The sequence below is a fragment of the Novosphingobium sp. TCA1 genome (assembly GCF_009811895.1).
GTDB lineage: Bacteria > Pseudomonadota > Alphaproteobacteria > Sphingomonadales > Sphingomonadaceae > Novosphingobium > Novosphingobium panipatense_A.
The window spans coordinates 45,704-63,825 of sequence record NZ_BLJH01000020.1 but is presented as its reverse complement, the minus strand read 5'-3'; the positions used below and the strand labels follow the sequence as shown (position 1 = coordinate 63,825).

Here is an 18,122-nt window from a genome sequence, read left to right as displayed (position 1 = left end):
ACTAGCTTGAGGCAAACGCTTTCTCTCCGCCTCAAGCCGCTAAAACGGCGGGATTCGACATGATCGACATGGCAGTGGTTGAACTATCACGGCTGCAGTTCGCCTTGACGGCGCTGTACCATTTTCTCTTCGTTCCCCTGACATTGGGCCTTTCCTTCATTCTCGTAATTACGGAAAGTGTATATGTCATAACCGATCGTCCCATCTGGAGGGACCTCACCCGGTTCTGGGGCAAGCTCTTCGGCATCAACTTCGTGCTCGGCGTGGCCACCGGCCTCACCATGGAGTTCGAGTTCGGCACCAACTGGGCCTATTATTCGCACTATGTGGGAGACATCTTCGGCGCGCCGCTGGCGATCGAGGGGCTCATGGCCTTCTTCCTCGAAGCCACGTTCGTCGGCCTGATGTTCTTCGGCTGGGACCGCCTTTCCAAGCGCGGCCACCTGTTGACGACGATCATGGTCGCGGTGGGTTCTAACCTTTCGGCGCTGTGGATTCTCATCGCCAACGGCTGGATGCAGCACCCCACGGGCGCGGTGTTCAACCCCGAGACGATGCGCATGGAGGTGTCCAACTTCAAGGACGTCCTCTTCAACCCGGTGGCCCAGGCCAAGTTCGTCCACACCGTCAGCGCGGGCTATGTCTGCGCCGCCGTCTTCGTGCTGGGCGTTTCGTGCTACTACCTGCTGCGCGGCCGCCATATCGAGCTTGCCAAGCGCAGCTTCACCGTGGCCGCCGCCTTCGGCCTCGCCTCCTCGCTTTCGGTCGTGGTGCTGGGCGATGAGAGCGGTTACGCGCTTACCGACAACCAGCAGATGAAGCTGGCTGCGATGGAAGGCATGTGGGAGACCGAGAAGGCGCCCGCCGGTCTGACGCTCTTCGGCATTCCCTCCAACTCCGCGCACGAGACCGCCTACGAGATCAAGGTTCCCTATGTGCTGGGCCTGATCGCCACGCGCAGTCTCTCGGGCGAAGTCGCCGGTATCGTGCCGCTGGTGGAGCGCGCCGACTACCGTATCCGCCAGGGCGTGATCGCCTATGACGCGGTGGAAAAGCTCAAGGTCAACCGCAATGACATGGCCGCGCGCGAGGCCTGGGAGCGTCACAAGAGCGACCTCGGCTATGCCCTGCTGCTCAAGCGTTTCGTGGCCGATCCGCGTCAGGCCGACGACGCCACGATCGAGAAGGCGGCCTGGAGCACCGTGCCCAACGTACCGGCGCTGTTCTTCATGTTCCGCATCATGGCGGGGCTGGGCTTCTTCTTCATCGTGTTCTTCGCCACCGCCTTCGCCTTCTCGGTACGCCGCCGCTTCGACCGCAAGTGGTTCCTGCGTGCCGCGGTCCTCGCCATGCCGCTGCCGTGGCTGGCGATCGAGATCGGCTGGCTCGTCGCCGAACTGGGCCGGCAGCCCTGGGCGGTGGACGGGGTGCTGCCGACCTTCCTGGGCGCATCGAGCCTGACGACGACGCAGATCTGGGCGACGATCTTCGGCTTCACCGCGCTCTACGGGGTGATGGCAGTGATCGAGGTGAAGCTCATGCTCTCGACCATTCGCCACGGGCCAGAAGTCTACGAGGGCTACGAAGGCCAGCCTTCGCCCGAGCGCGCGCCCGCCACAACCTTCACCGCCATCCCGGCCGAGTAAGACGGAGGCCACAATGTCCATACCCTTCGACTACGAAACGATGCGGCTGATCTGGTGGGTGCTGATGGGCGTCCTGCTCATCGGCTTCGCCCTGACCGACGGCTTCGACCTCGGTTCGGCATCGCTCCTGCCCTTCGTGGGCCGCACCGATGCCGAGCGCCGCATGGTGATAAATGCCATCGGCCCGACCTGGGAAGGCAACCAGGTCTGGTTCATCCTCGGCGGCGGCGCCATTTTCGCCGCCTGGCCCTTCGTCTACGCGGTGAGCTTCTCGGGCTTCTACCTAGCGATGTTCCTGGTGCTTTCCGCCTTCATCCTGCGCCCGGTCGGCTTCAAGTACCGTTCGAAGAAGCCCGATCCGGCGTGGCGTGCGCGCTGGGACTGGGCGCTGTTCGTCGGCGGCTTCGTGCCGGCGCTGGTCTTCGGCGTGGCGGTGGGCAACGTCCTTCAGGGCGTTCCCTTCCGGCTCGATAGCGATCTTCGCAGCTTCTACGAAGGCACGCTGCTCGGCCTGTTCAGCCCCTTCGCCCTGCTCGGCGGGCTCGTCTCGGTGGCGATGCTGGTCCTGCACGGCGCGGGCTGGCTGACGCTCAAGCTGGAGGACGGCCCGGTGCGCGACCGTGCGCAGCGCTTCGGCCAGGTCGCGGCGCTCGCAGCCTTCGTGCTCTACGCCCTGGGCGGGGTCTGGCTGGCGATGGGCGATATCGGCTACCGCCTGGTCGGCACGGTCGATCCGCTCGGCCCCTCCAACCCGCGCATGGCCGAGGCCGCCCACGCGGCGGGGGCATGGCTTGCCAACTACGGCGCGCATCCCTGGATGATCCTGGCGCCGGTGCTGGGTCTTGCCGGACCGCTGGTGGCGCTCCTGGGCATTCGCGGACGCAAGGACGTGCTGGTCTTCGCGGGATCCTCCATGGCGAACCTCGGCATCATCGCCTCGGTCGGCCTGTCGATGTTCCCCTTCATCCTGCCCAGCTCGATCGACGCGCGCTCCAGCCTGCTGGTGTGGAACGCCTCGTCCAGCCTCACCACGTTGTTCATCATGCTGCTGGTGACGCTGATCTTCCTGCCGATCGTGCTGGCCTATACGGCCTGGGCCTACAAGGTCATGTTCGGCCGGATCACGACGCGCGACGTGAACCTCAACCCCGATTTCTACTGAGGACAAGACGATGTGGTATTTCTCATGGATCCTCGGCGTCAGCCTCGCCGTGGGCTTCGGCATCATCAACGGCGTGTGGCACGAGTTTCACACCGATCCGGCCGATGAGCACACCGTGCTCGACTGACCTCAGGGTCGGCGCATGAAAAAGGGCAGGGGGCCGATGGCCTCCTGCCCTTTTTCGTTTTTGAAGCTGCGCTTCAAAGTCCGTTTGAAAATCCGCCGCAGGCGGATTTTGGCGGCACCGGCCCACGCCCCCACCCGACCTCCCATCTAGGATACACTGAGTGGGAGGTCGGGTGGGGGCGTGGGCCGGTGCCGCTCAAAAATGCCCTCCAGGCATTTTTCAAACAGACTCTCAGGCCGGCTTGATGCCCATGCAGAGGTACTTCACCTCCATGTAGTCATCGAGCCCGTAGTGCGATCCCTCACGGCCGAGACCGGACTGCTTGACCCCGCCGAACGGTGCGACTTCGGTGGAGATCAGGCCGGTGTTGATGCCGACCATGCCCGCTTCCAGCGCCTCGGCCACGCGCCAGACGCGGCTGATGTCCGATGCGTAGAAGTAGCTGGCGAGGCCGAACTCGGTGTTGTTGGCCATGCGGATGGCGTCGGCCTCGTCGGTGAAGCGGATCACGCCTGCGAGTGGGCCGAAGGTTTCCTCGCGCGCGAGCTTCATGTCGGGCTTCACGCCCGCGACCACGGTGGGGTTGAAGAACGAACCCCCGCGTTCGTTGCGCTGGCCGCCTGCCAGCACCCTGGCCCCGCCGCTCAGGGCGTCCTTGAGGTGCTCCTCCACTTTCTCGACTGCCTTCTCGTCGATCAGCGGGCCGACTTCGGTGCCCTCGTCCAGCCCGTAGCCGACCTTCATGCCGGAGACGCGCTTGGCGAGCTTCTCCACGAACTCGTCGTAGACGCCCTCCTGCACATAGAATCTGTTGGTGCAGACGCAGGTCTGGCCGCCGTTGCGGAACTTGGAGATCATCGCGCCGTCGATCGCGGCATCCACGTCGGCATCGTCGAACACCAGGAACGGCGCATTGCCGCCCAATTCCATCGAGGTCTTCTTGATGGTTTCCGCGCATTCGCGCAGCAGGTCGCGGCCGATCTCGGTGGAGCCGGTGAAGGTCAGCTTGGCGACCTTCGGGCTGGCGGTCAGCGCGCCGCCGATCTGCCCGGCGCTGCCGGTGACGACATTGACGACGCCCGCCGGAATGCCCGCCATCTCGCAAAGCCGCGCTATGGCAAGGGCGGAGAACGGCGTGGCCGATGCCGGCTTGATCACGATCGTGCAGCCCGCCGCCAGCGCCGGGCCGAGCTTGCGGGTGATCATCGCATTGGGGAAGTTCCAGGGCGTGATCGCGGCAACCACGCCAACGCCCTGCTTGATGCAGACGATGCGTCGATCCGGGGCATGGCCGGGGATCACGTCGCCATAGGCGCGCTTGCCCTCTTCGGCGAACCATTCGATGAAGCTGGCGCCATAGGCGATCTCGCCGCGTCCTTCGGCCAGCGGCTTGCCCTGTTCGCGGGTGAGCAGTTCGCCGAGATCGTCCTGATGCTCGATCATCAGTTCGAAGAGTTTGCGCATCAGCTTGGCGCGCTCTCCGGCGGTCTTCGCGCGCCAGGCCGGCAGGGCCTTCTCTGCGGCATCGATGGCGCGGGCGGTTTCCTCCGCGCCCATCTTCGGGACAGTGCCGATCGTCTCGCCGGTGCCGGGGTCGGTCACGCCGAGCGTGGCGCCGGAATCGGCATCGCACCACTTGCCGTCAATGTAGCACTGCTGCCGGAGGAAGTCGGTGTACGCCATGTCGTGCAGGTCCTCGCTGATTGCGGCGATGCCGGGCGCATCGCCTCGCGTTGCCTCCATGGAATAGGGATCGCTTGGGCGGCAGACAACCGTGACCACTGCCTGATCTGCCGGAAGCGCGCACGCGATTGACCTGCGACTGGGCCTGAGATAGTCTCATCTGCGAATATAAGTTCGAAATAACGAATTATATCGGGAGAGAGCGGCTGAAACATGCAGGCTTCATCGACGGCGCCTTTGTGGCCGGAACGGGCGCTGCGATAGCTGTGCTCGATCCGTCCGATGAGAGTGTCGTCGCAAGGTTTCCGGGATTGTCCGCAGCGGAAGTGGACGCCGCCATTTCCGCGGCGCGGCGCGCTTTCGATCGCGGCGCGTGGTCCGGGCTTGCAATGCGCGACCGCGCCGCCGCGGTGATGCGCTTCGCCGACGCCCTGGACGCGCGGGCAGAGCGCCTGAGGTCCCTTGCCGTGCGCGAGGCGGGGTGCCCGGTTTCCTCCACGGTCATGGGCGCGCAAGTCGCCTCGCCCCTGCGCATGGCGCGCGAGATCGTCGAGATGGCCCTGCGCCTGCCGGAGATCGAGGACAATCCGCTGCCGCTGCATGAGCGGGTGAACCCCTATTTCACGGTGCAGAGCGTCAAGCGCTGGTCACCGATCGGGGTGGTGACGGCGATTTCGGCCTACAATGTGCCTTTCTACACCGCGCTCTGGAAAGTCGTGCCGGCGCTGGTGGCGGGCAATACGGTGATCCTGCGCCCCAATCCGCTGACGCCGCTGTCCTCCGGCACCTTTGCCGAAGCGGCCGAGGAAGCCGGGCTGCCGAAGGGCGTGTTCAACCTGGTGACCGAGGCGGGCGTGGAAGGCGCGCAGGCGCTGACCAGCGATCCCCGCGTGGACATGGTGAGCTTTACCGGCTCCTCCACCGTGGGCGTGGAGGTTGCGAAGCAGGCGGCGGGTACGCTGAAACGGCTGGTGCTCGAACTCGGTGGCAAGTCGGTGCAGATCTACCTGCCGGATTCGGTGGACCGCGCGGCCATGGCGGCGATGAGCGTCTGCACTTCGCACGCCGGGCAGGGCTGCGTGCTGGGCACCCGCGTCTTCGTACCGCAGGAGAGCAAGGCCGAAGTGCTGGAGGCGATGGCGAAATTGCTCTCGGGCGTGAAGATCGGACCGGCCGGCGATCCGACGACCCAGCTCGGCCCGGTCGTCAGCGCCGCCCAGCGCGCGCGGTGCGAGCATTTCGTGGCCGCTGCCGTCGCCGGGGGAGGCCGCGTGGTTTGCGGCGGCAAGCGGCCGGAGGGGCTGGAGAAAGGCTATTTCTTCGAGCCCACCGTGCTCGACCTGCCCGACAATGCCAATCCCGCCGCGCAGGAGGAGATCTTCGGGCCGGTGGTTTCGGTGATCGGCTACCGCGACCTCGATCACGCGGTGGAAATGGCCAATGACAGCCGCTTCGGCCTGTCCGGCTGGGTTCACGGCAAGGACAAGGTCAAGGCGCTGGAGGTGGGGCTGAAGATCCGCAGCGGCGCGGTGAACGTCAACGGCGCGCTCGCCTCCAGCCATGCCAGCGGCGGCGGCATCAAGATGAGCGGCCTTGGCCGCGAGCGCGGCGTCGAGGGCCTGCGCGAATTCCAGATCATGACCACGCTCAACATCGGCGGGTAAGGAGGGACCGGGATGCAAGGACTGCTCGAAGGCAAAGTCGCACTGATTACCGGGGCCGGATCGGGCGTCGGCCGCGCCGCCTGTCTGCTCTTTGCCGAGCATGGCGCGAAAGTGATCGCGGCGGATGTGAACGCAGACAACGCGGCAGCGACGGCGGCCATGGTCCGCGCCGAAGGGGGAGAGGCCATCGCCGCCGGGTGCGACGTTGCCGATCCCGCCTCGGTCGATGGCGCGGTGGCGGCGGGCGTGGAGGCGTTCGGGCGGCTGGACTGCATCTACAACAACGCCGGCGTCACCATCAGCCCGATCCCCGGCAAAGGTTTGCGCACGCTGGTGGAATGCGAGGGCGAGGACATGCGCCGCGTGGCCGAGGTCAACGTTATGGGCGTGATCCACGGTTGCCAGTCGGCGATCCGGCAGTTCGAGAGACAAGGGGAGGGCGGCGCCATCGTCTCCACCGCCTCGGTCGCCGGGCTGATCGGCTATGGCGGCGTGTTCTACGGCGCCACCAAGGGCGCAGTGGTGCAGCTTACCCGCGCGCTCGCCATCGAAGTGGCGGACAAGGGCATTCGCGTGAACGCGGTCTGCCCGGCGGGCATGCTCACCCACTATGCCGGGATGGACCCCGACAGCGCGAATCGCGACCGCATCCTGGAAGGCATGGGCCGCGCGCATCCGCTGGGCCGCGCCATCGACCCGCGCGACACCGCTTCGGCGGCACTGTTCCTCTGTTCCGATCTCGCCAGCAACATTACCGGCGTGAACCTTCCCGTGGACGGGGGGCTCTCGGCCGGTCGCAAGGTAGGAGGCTGACCATGGCAACCTGTCCCTATTCGGGTAACGATTCCCGCTCCAACGCGCTCGCATCGCTGCTTTCGGACAATCCGCGCTATGCGGAGATGTTCGATGTCGACAAGGTGGAGGCCAATTCCGGCGTCGACCCGCGCCGCGACTATACCGAGGACATGGACCGTCTTCGCGAGGCCGGTGCGGTTCACAAGGGTACCCTGCGCGAACTGCTGGGCGTGCCGGAAATGGTCGACATGCTCGGCCCGCCGCGAGAGAACATGACGTTCTTCTCCTACCGCGCCTGCGAGATCGGCTTCCGCGAGAACCAGCTCTATTCGTCGGAGGGCTACAACGAGAGCGCCGGGGTGCGGACGATCGGCACCACCATCCTTTCGATGGTCGGCAAGCCGCACAAGCGCCTGCGCTCCGCCGCGCAGCCGCTGTTCAAGCGGCCCAAGGTGCTGGACTGGTGGAACAAGCGCTGGATCGAGGAGACGGTGGACGTCCTGCTCGACCAGATCAGGGACCGCGAGACGACCGACCTCAACACCGACCTCTGCGCGCGCCTGCCGATGGCCACCGTCACCCGCGCCATCGGGCTGGAGGGGGAGGACGTGATCGAGTTCCGCTACCAGCTCAACCGCGCCACCTTCGGCGCGAGGAACCTGCCGCCCGAGGAAGCGGCCGAGGCCCGCGCCTGGGTCGACGGCACGCTGCGCCGCCTGATCGCGGAGAACCAGCGCGAGCCCGGCGACAACCTGATCGCCGGGCTGATCGGCTGTGAGATCACGCACGAGGACGGCTCCAAGCGCCCGCTTACCGAGGATGAGCTGTTCGGCTACTGCAAGCTCGCCATCTTCGCAGGCGGCGGCACGACATGGCGGCAACTGGGCATCACCATCGATGCGCTGATGACGCACCGCCACTTCTGGGAAGCTTGCAAGCAGGACCGCAGCCTGATCGATCTTGCCGTGGAAGAGGGCTTGCGCTGGCGCGCCACCGATCCGGTGTTCATGCGCCTTTGCATGGAGGATACCGAGATGGAGGGCGTGAAGGTTCCCGCCGGGACCCGCATCCACTTGTGCCTCGGTGCCGCCAACCACGATCCGGCGGTGTTCGATAAGCCGGAGGAATACGACATCTTCCGCCGCAAGGAGCACCACATGGGCTTCGGTTTCGGCCCGCATCGCTGCCTCGGCATGGATGTCGCGCGGCAGGAGATGGTGGTGGCCATCAACGGGCTGCTCGACCGCTTCCCGAACATGACGCTCGATCCCGCCAGGCCGAAGCCTGAATATCGCGGCCTCGACCATCGCGGCATGTCGGCGGTGACGGTGAAACTGCGGTGAGCGGCACCATGAAGCAGGTGGTGCTGGCAAGCTATGCGCAGGGCAATCCGAAGCCCTCCGATTTCCGCGTAGAGGATGCCCCGATCCCGCAGCCGGGTGAGGGGGAAGTGCTGCTGCGCACGTTGTGGCTCGGCCTAGATCCGCTGATCCGCTTCGCCATCGACGAAAAGCGCCTTTCCGGTGTGACACAGGTCCATCCCGGCGAGGTGATGTACGGACCGACGGTCAGCGAAGTCGTCGCCTCCAACCACCCCGGCTATGCGGTGGGGGATGTGGTGGAAGACCGCACCGGCTGGCGCGAATATGCGATCGTCGCGCCGGACAAGGCCGACTGGCGCGGGCCGCCACGCAAGCTCGATCCCGCGCAGGCGCCCGTCTCGACCGCACTCGGCGCACTGGGGATGCCGGGGCAGACCGCCCATGCCTGCGTGATCGGCATCGGCCGCGTTGCGGCGGGCGAGACGGTGGTGATCTCGGCCGCTGCCGGCGCCGTGGGGAGCCTTGCCGGGCAGATCGCGAAGATTCGCGGCGCCCGCGTGATCGGTATCGCCGGCGGGCCGGACAAGTGCCGGGGGCTGATCGACCTCGGCTTCGATGCCGCCGCCGACTACAAGGCGCCGGACTTCGCCCAGCAACTGGCCAAGACACTTCCCGAAGGCGCGGATGTCTTCATCGACAATGTTGGCGGGGAGGTGATGCTGGCCGTGCTGCCCCATCTCAAGCGCGGTGCCCGTATGCCGGTCTGCGGCTTCATCGCCTATTACGGCATGGGGCTTGAAGGTCCGGGGCCGGACCGCCTGCCCGGTTTCTTCCGCACGATCATGGCCAAGGGGCTGGAGATCAAGGGCTTCGGCGGCTTTCTCGTCGGCGGCCAGCAGGCGCTGGACGACATCGCCGGCTGGATTGCCGAGGGGCGCATCCACTGCCCCGAGTCGGTGGTCGAGGGGCTGGAGGCAGCGCCCGAAGCCTTCGCCGGGGTGTTTTCTGGCAACAACCATCTAGGCAAGCTGCTGGTGAAGGTGTCAGGCTGACCGGCGAAAACAAAAATCGCAGGATGCCACCATGACCACGCAGATTTCTTCCGCGTCCTACCCGCCGCCGCCGCGCCAGACGGCCAATCCGGCCCCGGTGCGCCCCGCGAACTCGCTGCGCCGTACCTCCAGCATCGATGTCGCCTGGCCCGATGGCGTGGACGGCCAGCGCCTCTTCGTTGGCCGCGCGCGCGACTATCTGACCGGGCCGGACGGCATTGGCCGGACGCTGGCCATGGGCGAATTCTCGCTGCGGATGACCGAGGACAAGATGATCACCCGGATCGCCGCCGAGCCTGCCCCGGCGAGCATCGAGCAGCTCGTCGGCGCCCGCGCGGGCGGGCATCTGCGCATGACCCTGCGCGAGATCATGCCGGACCTGATTGCGCAGGCCGATCCGCTCTACCTCGTGCTCGACGATCTTTCGGGCACGGCGCTCGTCTCCTCCTTCGCTTGGGGGCAGTGGTTTCCCGAGCGGATGGAACTGATCCGCAAGCGGCTTGGCGGCAATGACGATAATCCGGTGCTGGCCCAGCGCGCCAATGTCTGCTGGGGGCTTCAGGACGGCAACAGCGGGGTCACTGGCGGCGCGTCGCTGGAAAACGTAGCCGATGCGGACGCTGGGCATTTGCGCAACCCCGCCGATCCCGAAGGCTGGCACGAATTCCTCGAACACGAAGGCCCGGGCTTCCGCCGCGCCCGCCGTATCGACGTTACGCGAGACGGCAACCTGATCCGCATCGCCTCGGCCTTTCAGGACAGCGCCAAGCTGCGCGAAGGCGGCCGAGTCGCCATTCACGAATACAACCTTGGTGCGACTGTCGATGCCGAGACGCTGGAAGTGCTGAGCCTCGACCCCGAAGCGCGCATCCTGCCGTTCCGCGAGTGCCCCGGTGCCGTCCACAACGTCGCGCGGCTCGTCGGCCGCAACCTGGGCCAAGTGCGCGAGGACGTGCTGGAGATGCTGCGCGGGCCGGAAGGCTGCACCCATCTCAACGACGCCCTGCGCGCATTGGCCGATGTGCCGAGGCTGGTGGAGGAACTGCGCCAACCGGCATGACGTCAATCCTCCCCTGCAAGGGAAGGCGGCAGCACGAAGGGCTGACGGAGGGGTGTAACCGGCGCGGTAGTGCGCGACGGAGAGGCTGACGCCCCTCCGCCACCCTTCCTTCGACAAGATCAGGATGAGCGGGGGCGGTCAACTTCCCGTTGCAGGGGAGGATTGAACGAGAGCGAAAGCGGACCCAACCGCACCCCCAATTGACCCCCACGGCGCACCGAACGCTCCCCGCTTGCACCCCCGCGCGCCATCTGAAAGGCCGCGAGAAAGGACAGGAAAACCGGGGATCCGAGTGACCAAGACGGTCGTCACGCTGGAAGACAAGTACAGGCAGGCCGATGGGCAGGTGATGCTCTCGGCGCTGCAGGGCGTCGTGCGCCTGCTGCTCGATCAGTCGCGACGCGACCGCGCAGCGGGGCTGAACACGGCGGGCTATGTTACCGGCTATCGCGGCTCCCCGATCACCACGCTCGATGCGCAGTTGTGGGCCTCCGAGAAGCTGCTCACCGAACATCATGTGCGCTTCGAGCCCGGGTTGAACGAGGAACTGGCGGCGACCTCCGTGCGCGGCACCCAGCAGCTCTACTGGTACGGCAAGCCCAACGTCGATGGTGTCTTCGCGCTCTGGTACGCAAAGGGCGTCGGCGTCGAGCGCGCGGGGGAGGCGATCAAGGCGGCGAACTTCGAAGGTACGCACCCCAAGGGCGGCGCGCTGCTGCTCTGCGGGGACGACCATGCGGCCAAGTCCTCGCTGACCGCGCATCAATCCGAACATGTGCTGATTACCGGGATGGTCCCGGTACTCTACCCGGCGACGACCGACGAGATTCTCAGCTTCGGCCAGTTCGGCTGGGCGCTGTCGCGGACCAGCGGACTCTATGTGGCGATGAAGGCGGTGACCGATACGCTGGACCTGACCACCACCGTCACGCTGCCCGGACACAGCTTCCCGATTGCCCTGCCGGAGATTCCCGGCGGACCCTCGCCGAACTTGCGCATCGCAATGTCGGCGCTGGAGCAGGAGCGGATGGTGATCGAGCGGCGCCTGCCGATCGTGCCGCTGTTCACCGCGCTAAACCGCATCGATCGCGTAAGTCATGAAGCGCCCGGCGCGCGGCTGACGGTGGTGAGCGCGGGCAAGGCTTGGCTCGATCTCTGCCAGGCGCTGGCGGATCTGGGGCTGGACGAGGCCGGGTGTGCGGCCTTGGGGCTCCGGGTCGTGAAGCTTGGCCTTGTCTGGCCGCTCGATGCTGCGTTCGTGCGGCAGGCCTGCGGCGGCAGCGCCGAAGTCATGGTGGTCGAGGAAAAGCGGCCCGTTATCGAGGACCAGATCGCCCGCCTGTTCTACGGCCGCGCCGATGCGCCGGCGCTGTCGGGCAAGACCGCGCCCGATGGTGCGCCACTGCTGTTCGAAGTGGGCGTGCTCGATGCGGCATCGGTGCGCCGCGCGCTGATCGCGCGCATGGCGGCGATGGGCATGCTGCGCGAGGATCTCGCCGCGCACGATGCCATGCTGCGCGCGCGGGAGGATTCCGCCGCCGCGCTTGAACGCACCGCGATTCGGCCTGCCTATTTCTGCTCGGGCTGTCCGCACAATACCTCGACCGTAGTGCCCGAAGGGTCGGCGGCGATGGGAGCGACCGGGTGCCACGGCCTTGCCCACTACATGCCCGAACGCAACACGATGCAGACGGTGTCGATGGGGCAGGAGGGGATGCCCTGGATCGGCGCGCAGCATTTCGTCGATACGCCGCATATGTTCCAGAACCTGGGCGACGGGACTTACACGCATTCCGCCCTGCTGACGATCCGCGCGGCGGTGGCGGCGAAGAGCCGGGTGACGTTCAAGATCCTCTACAACGATGCCGTCGCCATGACCGGCGGGCAGCCCGCCGAAGGCGCGCTCAGCCCCGAGCAGATCGTGCGCGAACTGGTGGTGGAAGGCGTCCATCCGGTGGTGCTGGTGAGCGAGGACCCGGCCCGCTTCGCGGCCTCCCATCTGCCCGCCGCAATCCGCGTGCTGCACCGGGACGAACTGGACGCAGTGCAGCGGACCTTGCGCGATCTCCCCGGCACCAGCGCCATCGTCTATGAGCAGACGTGCGCCAACGAGAAGCGCCGCCGCCGCAAGAAGGGGGCCTACCCGGATCCCGACCGGCGGCTCTGGATCAATCCGGCGGTTTGCGAAGGTTGCGGCGATTGCTCGGTGCAGTCGAACTGCCTTTCGGTCGTGCCGGTCGAGACCGAATTCGGCCGCAAGCGCGCCATCGACCAGTCGAGCTGCAACAAGGATTTCTCCTGCATCAAGGGTTTCTGCCCCAGCTTCGTCGAGGTTTCGGGCGGCACGCTCAGAAGGCGCAGCATGGACGATGCCGTGCTGGCGCGCATGGTCGCCGCTTTGCCCGAACCGGCGGTGGCGGACTTGTCCGGCGGAGCCTGCGCCATGTTGGTGGCGGGCATTGGCGGCACCGGCGTGCTCACAGTGGGCGTGGTGCTGGCGATGGCGGCGCAGATGGAGGGCAAGGCCGCCAAAGTGCTGGACCAAACCGGCATGGCGCAGAAAGGCGGCGCGGTGGCGAGCCATATCCGCATCGGAGCCGATGCTGCGGCGATCCCCTCCGCGCGATTGGGTCCGGGCATGGCGGATCTGGTGATCGCCTGCGATCTGGTGGTGGCCTCCTCGCCCGAAGTTATGGCGCTGGCGCGGTCCGATACGCGGGTGCTGGCGAACGAGGACGTGGTGCCCACCGGCGAATTCCAGCGCAATCCGGGCCTCGACCTTACCGCCAGCCGCTTCCTCCGCGCCATCGGCAAGCGCGTCGATCCGGCAATGATCGCCTCGCTGCGGGCCGGTTCGCTGGCAACGCGGCTCTTGGGAGATTCGATCTTTACCAACCTGATGATGCTCGGCTTTGCCGCGCAGAAGGGTTTGCTGCCGGTGCGCTTGGCTTCGGTGGAGGAGGCGGTGCGGCTGAACGGTGTGTCGGTGCGCGCGAACCTTACCGCGCTGTCGCTGGGAAGGCTGGCAGCGGCGGGTGGAGAGGACCTCTTCGCTCTCGCCGATGCTGCGCCTTCCGCGCCCGAGCCGCCGCGCAATCTGGCGACCGTGACCGCAAGCTACGTGCGGTTGCTGACCGACTGGCAGAACGCGGCTTATGCGGCAGACTACCGCAATTTCCTTGACGAGATTTCGGCTGCGTTGGCGGCGCGAGGGCTGGAGGACAGCGAACCTCTGCTGCGCGAGATCGCGCGGCAGCTTGGTCGGCTCATGGCCTACAAGGACGAGTACGAAGTCGCGCGCCTCTACAGCGCACCGGCCTTCCGCGCCGGACTATTCGATACCTTCGACGGCAAGCCGCGCCTCAAGCTGCACCTTGCCCCGCCGCTGCTGGCTTTCCGCAAGGATCGCAAGACCGGCCGCCCGCGCAAGATCGCGTTTGGAAGCTGGATATTCCCGATCTTCGCGGCGCTGGCGAAAGCCAAACGTCTGCGCGGAACATGGCTTGATCCCTTCGGCCACACCGCCGAGCGCCGCATGGAACGCGCGCTGATCGGGGAGTACCGCGAACTCGCGCGCCGGATCGCCGGGAAGGTGGAGCCCCCCACCATGGACGCCGCCATAGACCTCGCTGCAGCGCCTGCGCTGATCGCCGGGTTCGGCGCTGTGAAGGAGGCCGGTGTCATTGCCTACCGCGCCCGGGTGGCTGAACTCCGGTCGGGATTAGAACGAGCCTGACCGCCCGGGCGGTATCTGCCACCACGAAATTGCCGCCCGCACGCGATTGCCGCACCACCGGGGCCTTGCCTGCTGGAGGGGAGTCGGCCCGTGAAGAATATCCGCATCAACGTCTCGTTCGACATGCGCTCGCCCGGCTGGGCAACGCCCACGCACGAACTCTACCGCGCCGCGATCGAGATGGCCGCCTTCGTCGACAGGATCGGTGCGGATCAGATCGGGCTGATGCAGCATCACGGCTCCGACGACGGCTACCTGCCGCAACCTTTCACGCTGGCGGGCGGCATGGCGGCAGTCACCAGCCGCATCCGCTTTCTGCTCGGCGCGGTGGTTCTGCCGCTGCATGATCCGGTGGAACTGGCCGAGCAGATCGCCGTGGTGGACCAGATGTCGAACGGGCGGCTGAACGTCATTTTCGGCGCGGGCTACGTGCCGTTCGAGTTCGCCATGTTCCGTAAGTCCCTGAAGGACCGCGCACGGCTGATGGACGAAGGGCTGGAGGTGATCCTGCGCGCACTGCGGGGAGAGCGGTTCGAGTTCGACGGCCGCCCGATCTACGTTCGCCCGCTGCCGGTGCAGGCCCCGGAAGACATCGTCATGGTGGGCGGCGGCGTCCCTGCCTCGGCCAGGCGCGCGGCGAAGTTCGGCGTCGGCTTCGGGCCGATGAAGCCGGAACTGATCGACCTCTACCTCACCGAATGCGAGCGGTTGGGCCACAGGCCGCGTACCTACTTCCGGCCGGTGCCGGGCATGCCGCTGGCCGTCCATCTTTGCGAGGACCCGGACAAGGGCTGGGAGGCGATCGCACCCCATGCGGTCCACGTCATCACCGAATATGCCAAGTGGGCCGAGCAGGAGGGCGACGGTTCGAATTCGCCGTTCAAGGGCCTGACCGATCCGGCAGTGCTGCGGCAGGCCGGAATGTTCGCGGCATGGACGCCCGATCAGCTCGTCGAGAAAGTCCGCGGCATGGAAGCGGGCCAGATCGGCTTCCAGCCGCTCCTGGGCGGCCTGTCGCCCGAGGAAGGCTGGAAAAGTCTCCTGCTGCTGGAGGCTACGATGCCGCGGCTGAAGGCGTGACCTGATCCTGCTTCCTCAACAGGACGGAACGCAGGCAGGACAGCGCCACTTCACCGCGCTGGTTGGTGAGTTCGTGACGGAACACGACGATGCCCTGCGTGGGCCGCGACTTGCTTTCGCGCATCTCGATCACTTCGCTGGTGCAGGTAAGGGTATCGCCGATGAACGTCGGCGTCGGCGTCACCACCTTGTCGAAGCCGAGGTTGGCCACGAGCGTGCCGACCGTGGTGTCCGCGATCGACAGACCCACCGCGAGGCTGAAGGTGAAAGTGGAATTGACGAGTATCTGCCCGAACTCGCTCTTCTTCGCGGTTTCCGCGTCCAGGTGGAGCGGCTGCATGTTGTGGGTCATGGCCGAGAACATCAGGTTGTCGGTCTCGGTGACGGTGCGGCTGGGCTGGTGGGTGATCCGGTCGCCCACTGTCCATTCGTCGAAGAAGCGTCCGGGCATCAGTGATCTCCCTTGGCGAGCATGAGCTTGAAACCGGCATGGCTCTTGCTCCAGCCCAGCCGTTCGTAGAAGCGGTGGGCATCGGTGCGCGCATTGTTCGAGGTCAGCTGGACCAGCGCGCATCCCCGTTCGCGGCAGCGATCGACGGCCCATTCTATCATGCGCGAACCCAGCCCCTGGCCGCGCACGGAACTGTCGATCCGCACGGCCTCGATCTGCCCGCGCCAGGCGCCGCGCATCAGCAGGCCGGGAATGAAGGTGATCTGCATCGTGCCGACGATGCGCCCCTCGAACTCCGCCACCATCAGCAACTGGTCCGGCGAAGCATCGATCGCCCGGAAGGCGTCCAGATAGGCCGGATCCAGCGGCGGTCCGGCATCGTCGGCGTCGCCGATCTGGTCCTGCACCAGCATGACGACGATGGCGGCGAGATCGTCCTCGCGCGCGCGGCGCATGACCAGTTCGCCGCTCATTCCCCGGCTTCCTCGATCCGCGCCAGCAGTGCCTCGACCTGAACTTGTGCGCCGGCGACGGCTTCGAGTTCGGCCACCACGCCGTCGAACGGGGCGGTAAGGGTGTGTTCCATCTTCATGGCTTCGAGGGTAAGCAGTTTCTGCCCTTTGGTGACAGCCTGCCCCTGGGTGACGTCCACAGCGATCACCTTGCCCGGCATCGGCGCCAGGATCGCGCCCGAGGCATCCGCGCCGCCATGCACGCCGTCACGGCGCCAGGGGGTGAGCAGCCAGGCCTGCCCCTGTTCGGTGATGAGCACGGCTTCATCAGGTTCCTCGCTGCCTTCGCCGGTCAGCGCGATCTCCACTTTTTCGCCGTTGAGCGAGAACCATGCTGCGCGCGCCGGTGCGGCATTGAGACGGAAACCGGCGAGCGGGGAGAACGGCACGAGCGAATTGGCGGCGGCCTCCAGCACTTCGTCCGAAGGCGCGGGCGCCTCTGCCATCGCCTCGCCATCGCGGCCGATCAGCCCGGTATCGACCTTGCCTGCCGCGAAATCGGGATGCTGCAGGGCCTTCACGAGGAACGAGGCATTGGTGCGCACCGGCCAGACGGCGGTGTCCTCCAGCATCTCGCCCAGCCGCTCGCGCGCCTCGTCGCGGTCCTCGCCCCAAGCGATGACTTTGGCGATCATCGGGTCGTAGAAGGGCGAGACTTCCGCGCCTTCGTAGACGCCGGTATCGATGCGCCCGCGTCCAAAGTCGTCTTCGGCAGCCTCGCCGAACTCCAGCAATTCGAGCTTGCCGATGCTGGGCAGGAAGCCCTTGGCCGGGTCCTCGGCATAAAGGCGCGCTTCCATCGCCCAGCCGTCGATCGTGAGGTCTTCCTGGGACTTTGGCAGCGGCTTCCCGCTGGCGACGAGAAGCTGCCATTCGACCAGATCGACCCCGGTGATCTCCTCGGTCACCGGATGCTCGACCTGCAAGCGGGTGTTCATTTCCATGAACCAGATGCGGTCTGCGGAAAGCGGGCCCGAACCATCGGCGATGAACTCGATCGTCCCCGCGCCGACGTAATCGACCGCCTTTGCCGCGCGCACCGCCGCGGCGCAGAGGGCCTCGCGCGTCGCGGCATCCATGCCGGGGGCGGGGGCTTCCTCGATCACCTTCTGATGGCGGCGCTGGAGCGAGCAGTCACGCTCGAACAAGTGGACGACATTGCCGTGGCTGTCGCCAAAGACCTGCACCTCGATGTGGCGCGGGCTGGCGATGTACTTCTCGATCAGCACGTGGTCGTTGCCGAACGAGGAGGCCGCCTCGCGCTTGCACGATGCCAGCGCGTCGATGAAAGCCTCTGGCGCCTCGACCAGCCGCATGCCCTTGCCGCCGCCGCCGGCGACCGCCTTGATCAGCACCGGATAGCCGATCTTCGCGGCTTCTTCCGCCAGCAGGGCAGGTTCCTGGTTCGCGCCCATGTAGCCCGGCGTCACCGGCACCCCGGCCTCGGCCATCAGCGTCTTGGCCGCGTCCTTGAGGCCCATCGCGGTGATCGAGGACGGGTTCGGCCCGACCCAGACCAGTCCCGCATCCTTCACCGCCTGCGCGAACGCGGCGTTCTCGGACAGGAAGCCGTAGCCGGGGTGGATCGCCTCGGCCCCGGTCTCTCTCGCGGCGGCGAGGATCTTCTCGCCCACAAGGTAGCTCTCACGGGCAGGCGAGGGGCCGATATGCACGGCTTCGTCCGCCTCGCGCACATGCAGGGCATCGGCATCGGCATCCGAATAGACCGCAACGGTACGGATGCCCATCTGGCGGGCGGTGCGGATGACGCGGCAGGCGATCTCCCCGCGATTGGCGATCAGAAGCGATTGAATCATGTCTTGTCTCCCGTT

14 protein-coding genes are annotated in these 18,122 nt (G+C 66.5%); 10 read left to right on the top strand and 4 right to left on the bottom strand.

The window, feature by feature from the left end; translation table 11 throughout:
- The first annotated feature begins 62 nt into the window (after positions 1-62).
- Genes NTCA1_RS19980 through cydX form a run of 3 tightly spaced genes read left to right on the top strand, consistent with a single transcriptional unit; the run spans position 63 to position 2,935 of the window.
- Positions 63-1,646 (top strand): cytochrome ubiquinol oxidase subunit I, encoded by a 1,584-nt coding sequence (locus NTCA1_RS19980; protein ID WP_201282551.1) that lies wholly within the window; start codon positions 63-65, stop codon positions 1,644-1,646.
- 13 nt (positions 1,647-1,659) lie between these two features.
- On the top strand, positions 1,660-2,808 hold the full coding sequence (gene cydB / locus NTCA1_RS19975) for a cytochrome d ubiquinol oxidase subunit II (RefSeq protein WP_159831605.1): 1,149 nt from the start codon (positions 1,660-1,662) through the stop codon (positions 2,806-2,808).
- A gap of 10 nt (positions 2,809-2,818) precedes the next feature.
- Positions 2,819-2,935, top strand: coding sequence for a cytochrome bd-I oxidase subunit CydX (gene cydX, locus NTCA1_RS19970; RefSeq protein WP_086493335.1), 117 nt, complete (start codon positions 2,819-2,821; stop codon positions 2,933-2,935).
- A gap of 231 nt (positions 2,936-3,166) precedes the next feature.
- Here the strand turns inward: cydX and NTCA1_RS19965 are convergent, their stop codons facing one another.
- Positions 3,167-4,618 (bottom strand): NAD-dependent succinate-semialdehyde dehydrogenase, encoded by a 1,452-nt coding sequence (locus NTCA1_RS19965; RefSeq protein WP_159831631.1) that lies wholly within the window; start codon positions 4,616-4,618, stop codon positions 3,167-3,169.
- Between the two features lie 239 nt (positions 4,619-4,857).
- Here NTCA1_RS19965 and NTCA1_RS19960 point away from each other — a divergent pair, with 239 nt between their 5' ends.
- The 7 genes from NTCA1_RS19960 to NTCA1_RS19930 all read left to right on the top strand — a co-directional run bounded on the left by NTCA1_RS19960 (position 4,858) and on the right by NTCA1_RS19930 (position 15,327).
- A complete protein-coding gene (locus NTCA1_RS19960; protein ID WP_236549482.1) occupies positions 4,858-6,282 on the top strand; it encodes an aldehyde dehydrogenase family protein in 1,425 nt (474 codons plus the stop codon).
- Positions 6,283-6,294: 12 nt separating this feature from the next.
- Complete coding sequence (locus NTCA1_RS19955) at positions 6,295-7,095, top strand: SDR family NAD(P)-dependent oxidoreductase (RefSeq protein ID WP_159831604.1); 801 nt, start codon at positions 6,295-6,297, stop codon at positions 7,093-7,095.
- A gap of 2 nt (positions 7,096-7,097) precedes the next feature.
- The gene (locus NTCA1_RS19950; protein WP_159831603.1) at positions 7,098-8,420 is read left to right on the top strand and encodes a cytochrome P450; all 1,323 of its coding nucleotides are present in this window, start codon (positions 7,098-7,100) and stop codon (positions 8,418-8,420) included.
- Positions 8,417-9,451 (top strand): NADP-dependent oxidoreductase, encoded by a 1,035-nt coding sequence (locus NTCA1_RS19945; RefSeq protein WP_159831602.1) that lies wholly within the window; start codon positions 8,417-8,419, stop codon positions 9,449-9,451. The genes NTCA1_RS19950 and NTCA1_RS19945 overlap by 4 nt, the downstream gene beginning before the upstream one ends.
- A 31-nt stretch (positions 9,452-9,482) precedes the next feature.
- Positions 9,483-10,511: a DUF2889 domain-containing protein gene (locus tag NTCA1_RS19940; protein ID WP_236549481.1), complete on the top strand. Its 1,029-nt coding sequence runs from the start codon at positions 9,483-9,485 to the stop codon at positions 10,509-10,511.
- Positions 10,512-10,803: 292 nt separating this feature from the next.
- On the top strand, positions 10,804-14,247 hold the full coding sequence (locus tag NTCA1_RS19935) for an indolepyruvate ferredoxin oxidoreductase family protein (protein ID WP_159831601.1): 3,444 nt from the start codon (positions 10,804-10,806) through the stop codon (positions 14,245-14,247).
- Positions 14,248-14,337: 90 nt separating this feature from the next.
- Entirely contained in the window at positions 14,338-15,327 is a 990-nt protein-coding gene (locus tag NTCA1_RS19930) for an LLM class flavin-dependent oxidoreductase (protein WP_159831600.1), read from the top strand.
- Here the strand turns inward: NTCA1_RS19930 and NTCA1_RS19925 are convergent.
- The 3 genes from NTCA1_RS19925 to NTCA1_RS19915 are packed head-to-tail and all read right to left on the bottom strand — an operon-like array spanning position 15,302 to position 18,107.
- On the bottom strand, positions 15,302-15,778 hold the full coding sequence (locus NTCA1_RS19925) for a MaoC family dehydratase (protein WP_159831599.1): 477 nt from the start codon (positions 15,776-15,778) through the stop codon (positions 15,302-15,304). The two genes, NTCA1_RS19930 and NTCA1_RS19925, sit on opposite strands and share 26 nt — an antisense overlap.
- Positions 15,778-16,251 (bottom strand): GNAT family N-acetyltransferase, encoded by a 474-nt coding sequence (locus tag NTCA1_RS19920; protein WP_201282549.1) that lies wholly within the window; start codon positions 16,249-16,251, stop codon positions 15,778-15,780. Before NTCA1_RS19920 ends, NTCA1_RS19925 begins: the two co-directional genes overlap by 1 nt.
- A complete protein-coding gene (locus NTCA1_RS19915; RefSeq protein WP_159831598.1) occupies positions 16,248-18,107 on the bottom strand; it encodes an acetyl/propionyl/methylcrotonyl-CoA carboxylase subunit alpha in 1,860 nt (619 codons plus the stop codon). The genes NTCA1_RS19920 and NTCA1_RS19915 overlap by 4 nt, the downstream gene beginning before the upstream one ends.
- Positions 18,108-18,122 lie beyond the last annotated feature (15 nt).

What these genes read in the sequence shown, in the direction of transcription:
- NTCA1_RS19920 (WP_201282549.1), bottom strand. Translation starts at nt 16,251, where the DNA reads ATGAGCGGCGAACTGGTCATGCGCCGCGCGCGCGAGGACGATCTCGCC.
- NTCA1_RS19925 (WP_159831599.1), bottom strand. Translation starts at nt 15,778, where the DNA reads ATGCCCGGACGCTTCTTCGACGAATGGACAGTGGGCGACCGGATCACC.
- NTCA1_RS19915 (WP_159831598.1), bottom strand. Translation starts at nt 18,107, where the DNA reads ATGATTCAATCGCTTCTGATCGCCAATCGCGGGGAGATCGCCTGCCGC.
- NTCA1_RS19940 (WP_236549481.1), top strand. Translation starts at nt 9,483, where the DNA reads ATGACCACGCAGATTTCTTCCGCGTCCTACCCGCCGCCGCCGCGCCAG.
- NTCA1_RS19950 (WP_159831603.1), top strand. Translation starts at nt 7,098, where the DNA reads ATGGCAACCTGTCCCTATTCGGGTAACGATTCCCGCTCCAACGCGCTC.
- NTCA1_RS19965 (WP_159831631.1), bottom strand. Translation starts at nt 4,618, where the DNA reads ATGGCGTACACCGACTTCCTCCGGCAGCAGTGCTACATTGACGGCAAG.
- cydX (WP_086493335.1), top strand. Translation starts at nt 2,819, where the DNA reads ATGTGGTATTTCTCATGGATCCTCGGCGTCAGCCTCGCCGTGGGCTTC.
- cydB (WP_159831605.1), top strand. Translation starts at nt 1,660, where the DNA reads ATGTCCATACCCTTCGACTACGAAACGATGCGGCTGATCTGGTGGGTG.
- NTCA1_RS19955 (WP_159831604.1), top strand. Translation starts at nt 6,295, where the DNA reads ATGCAAGGACTGCTCGAAGGCAAAGTCGCACTGATTACCGGGGCCGGA.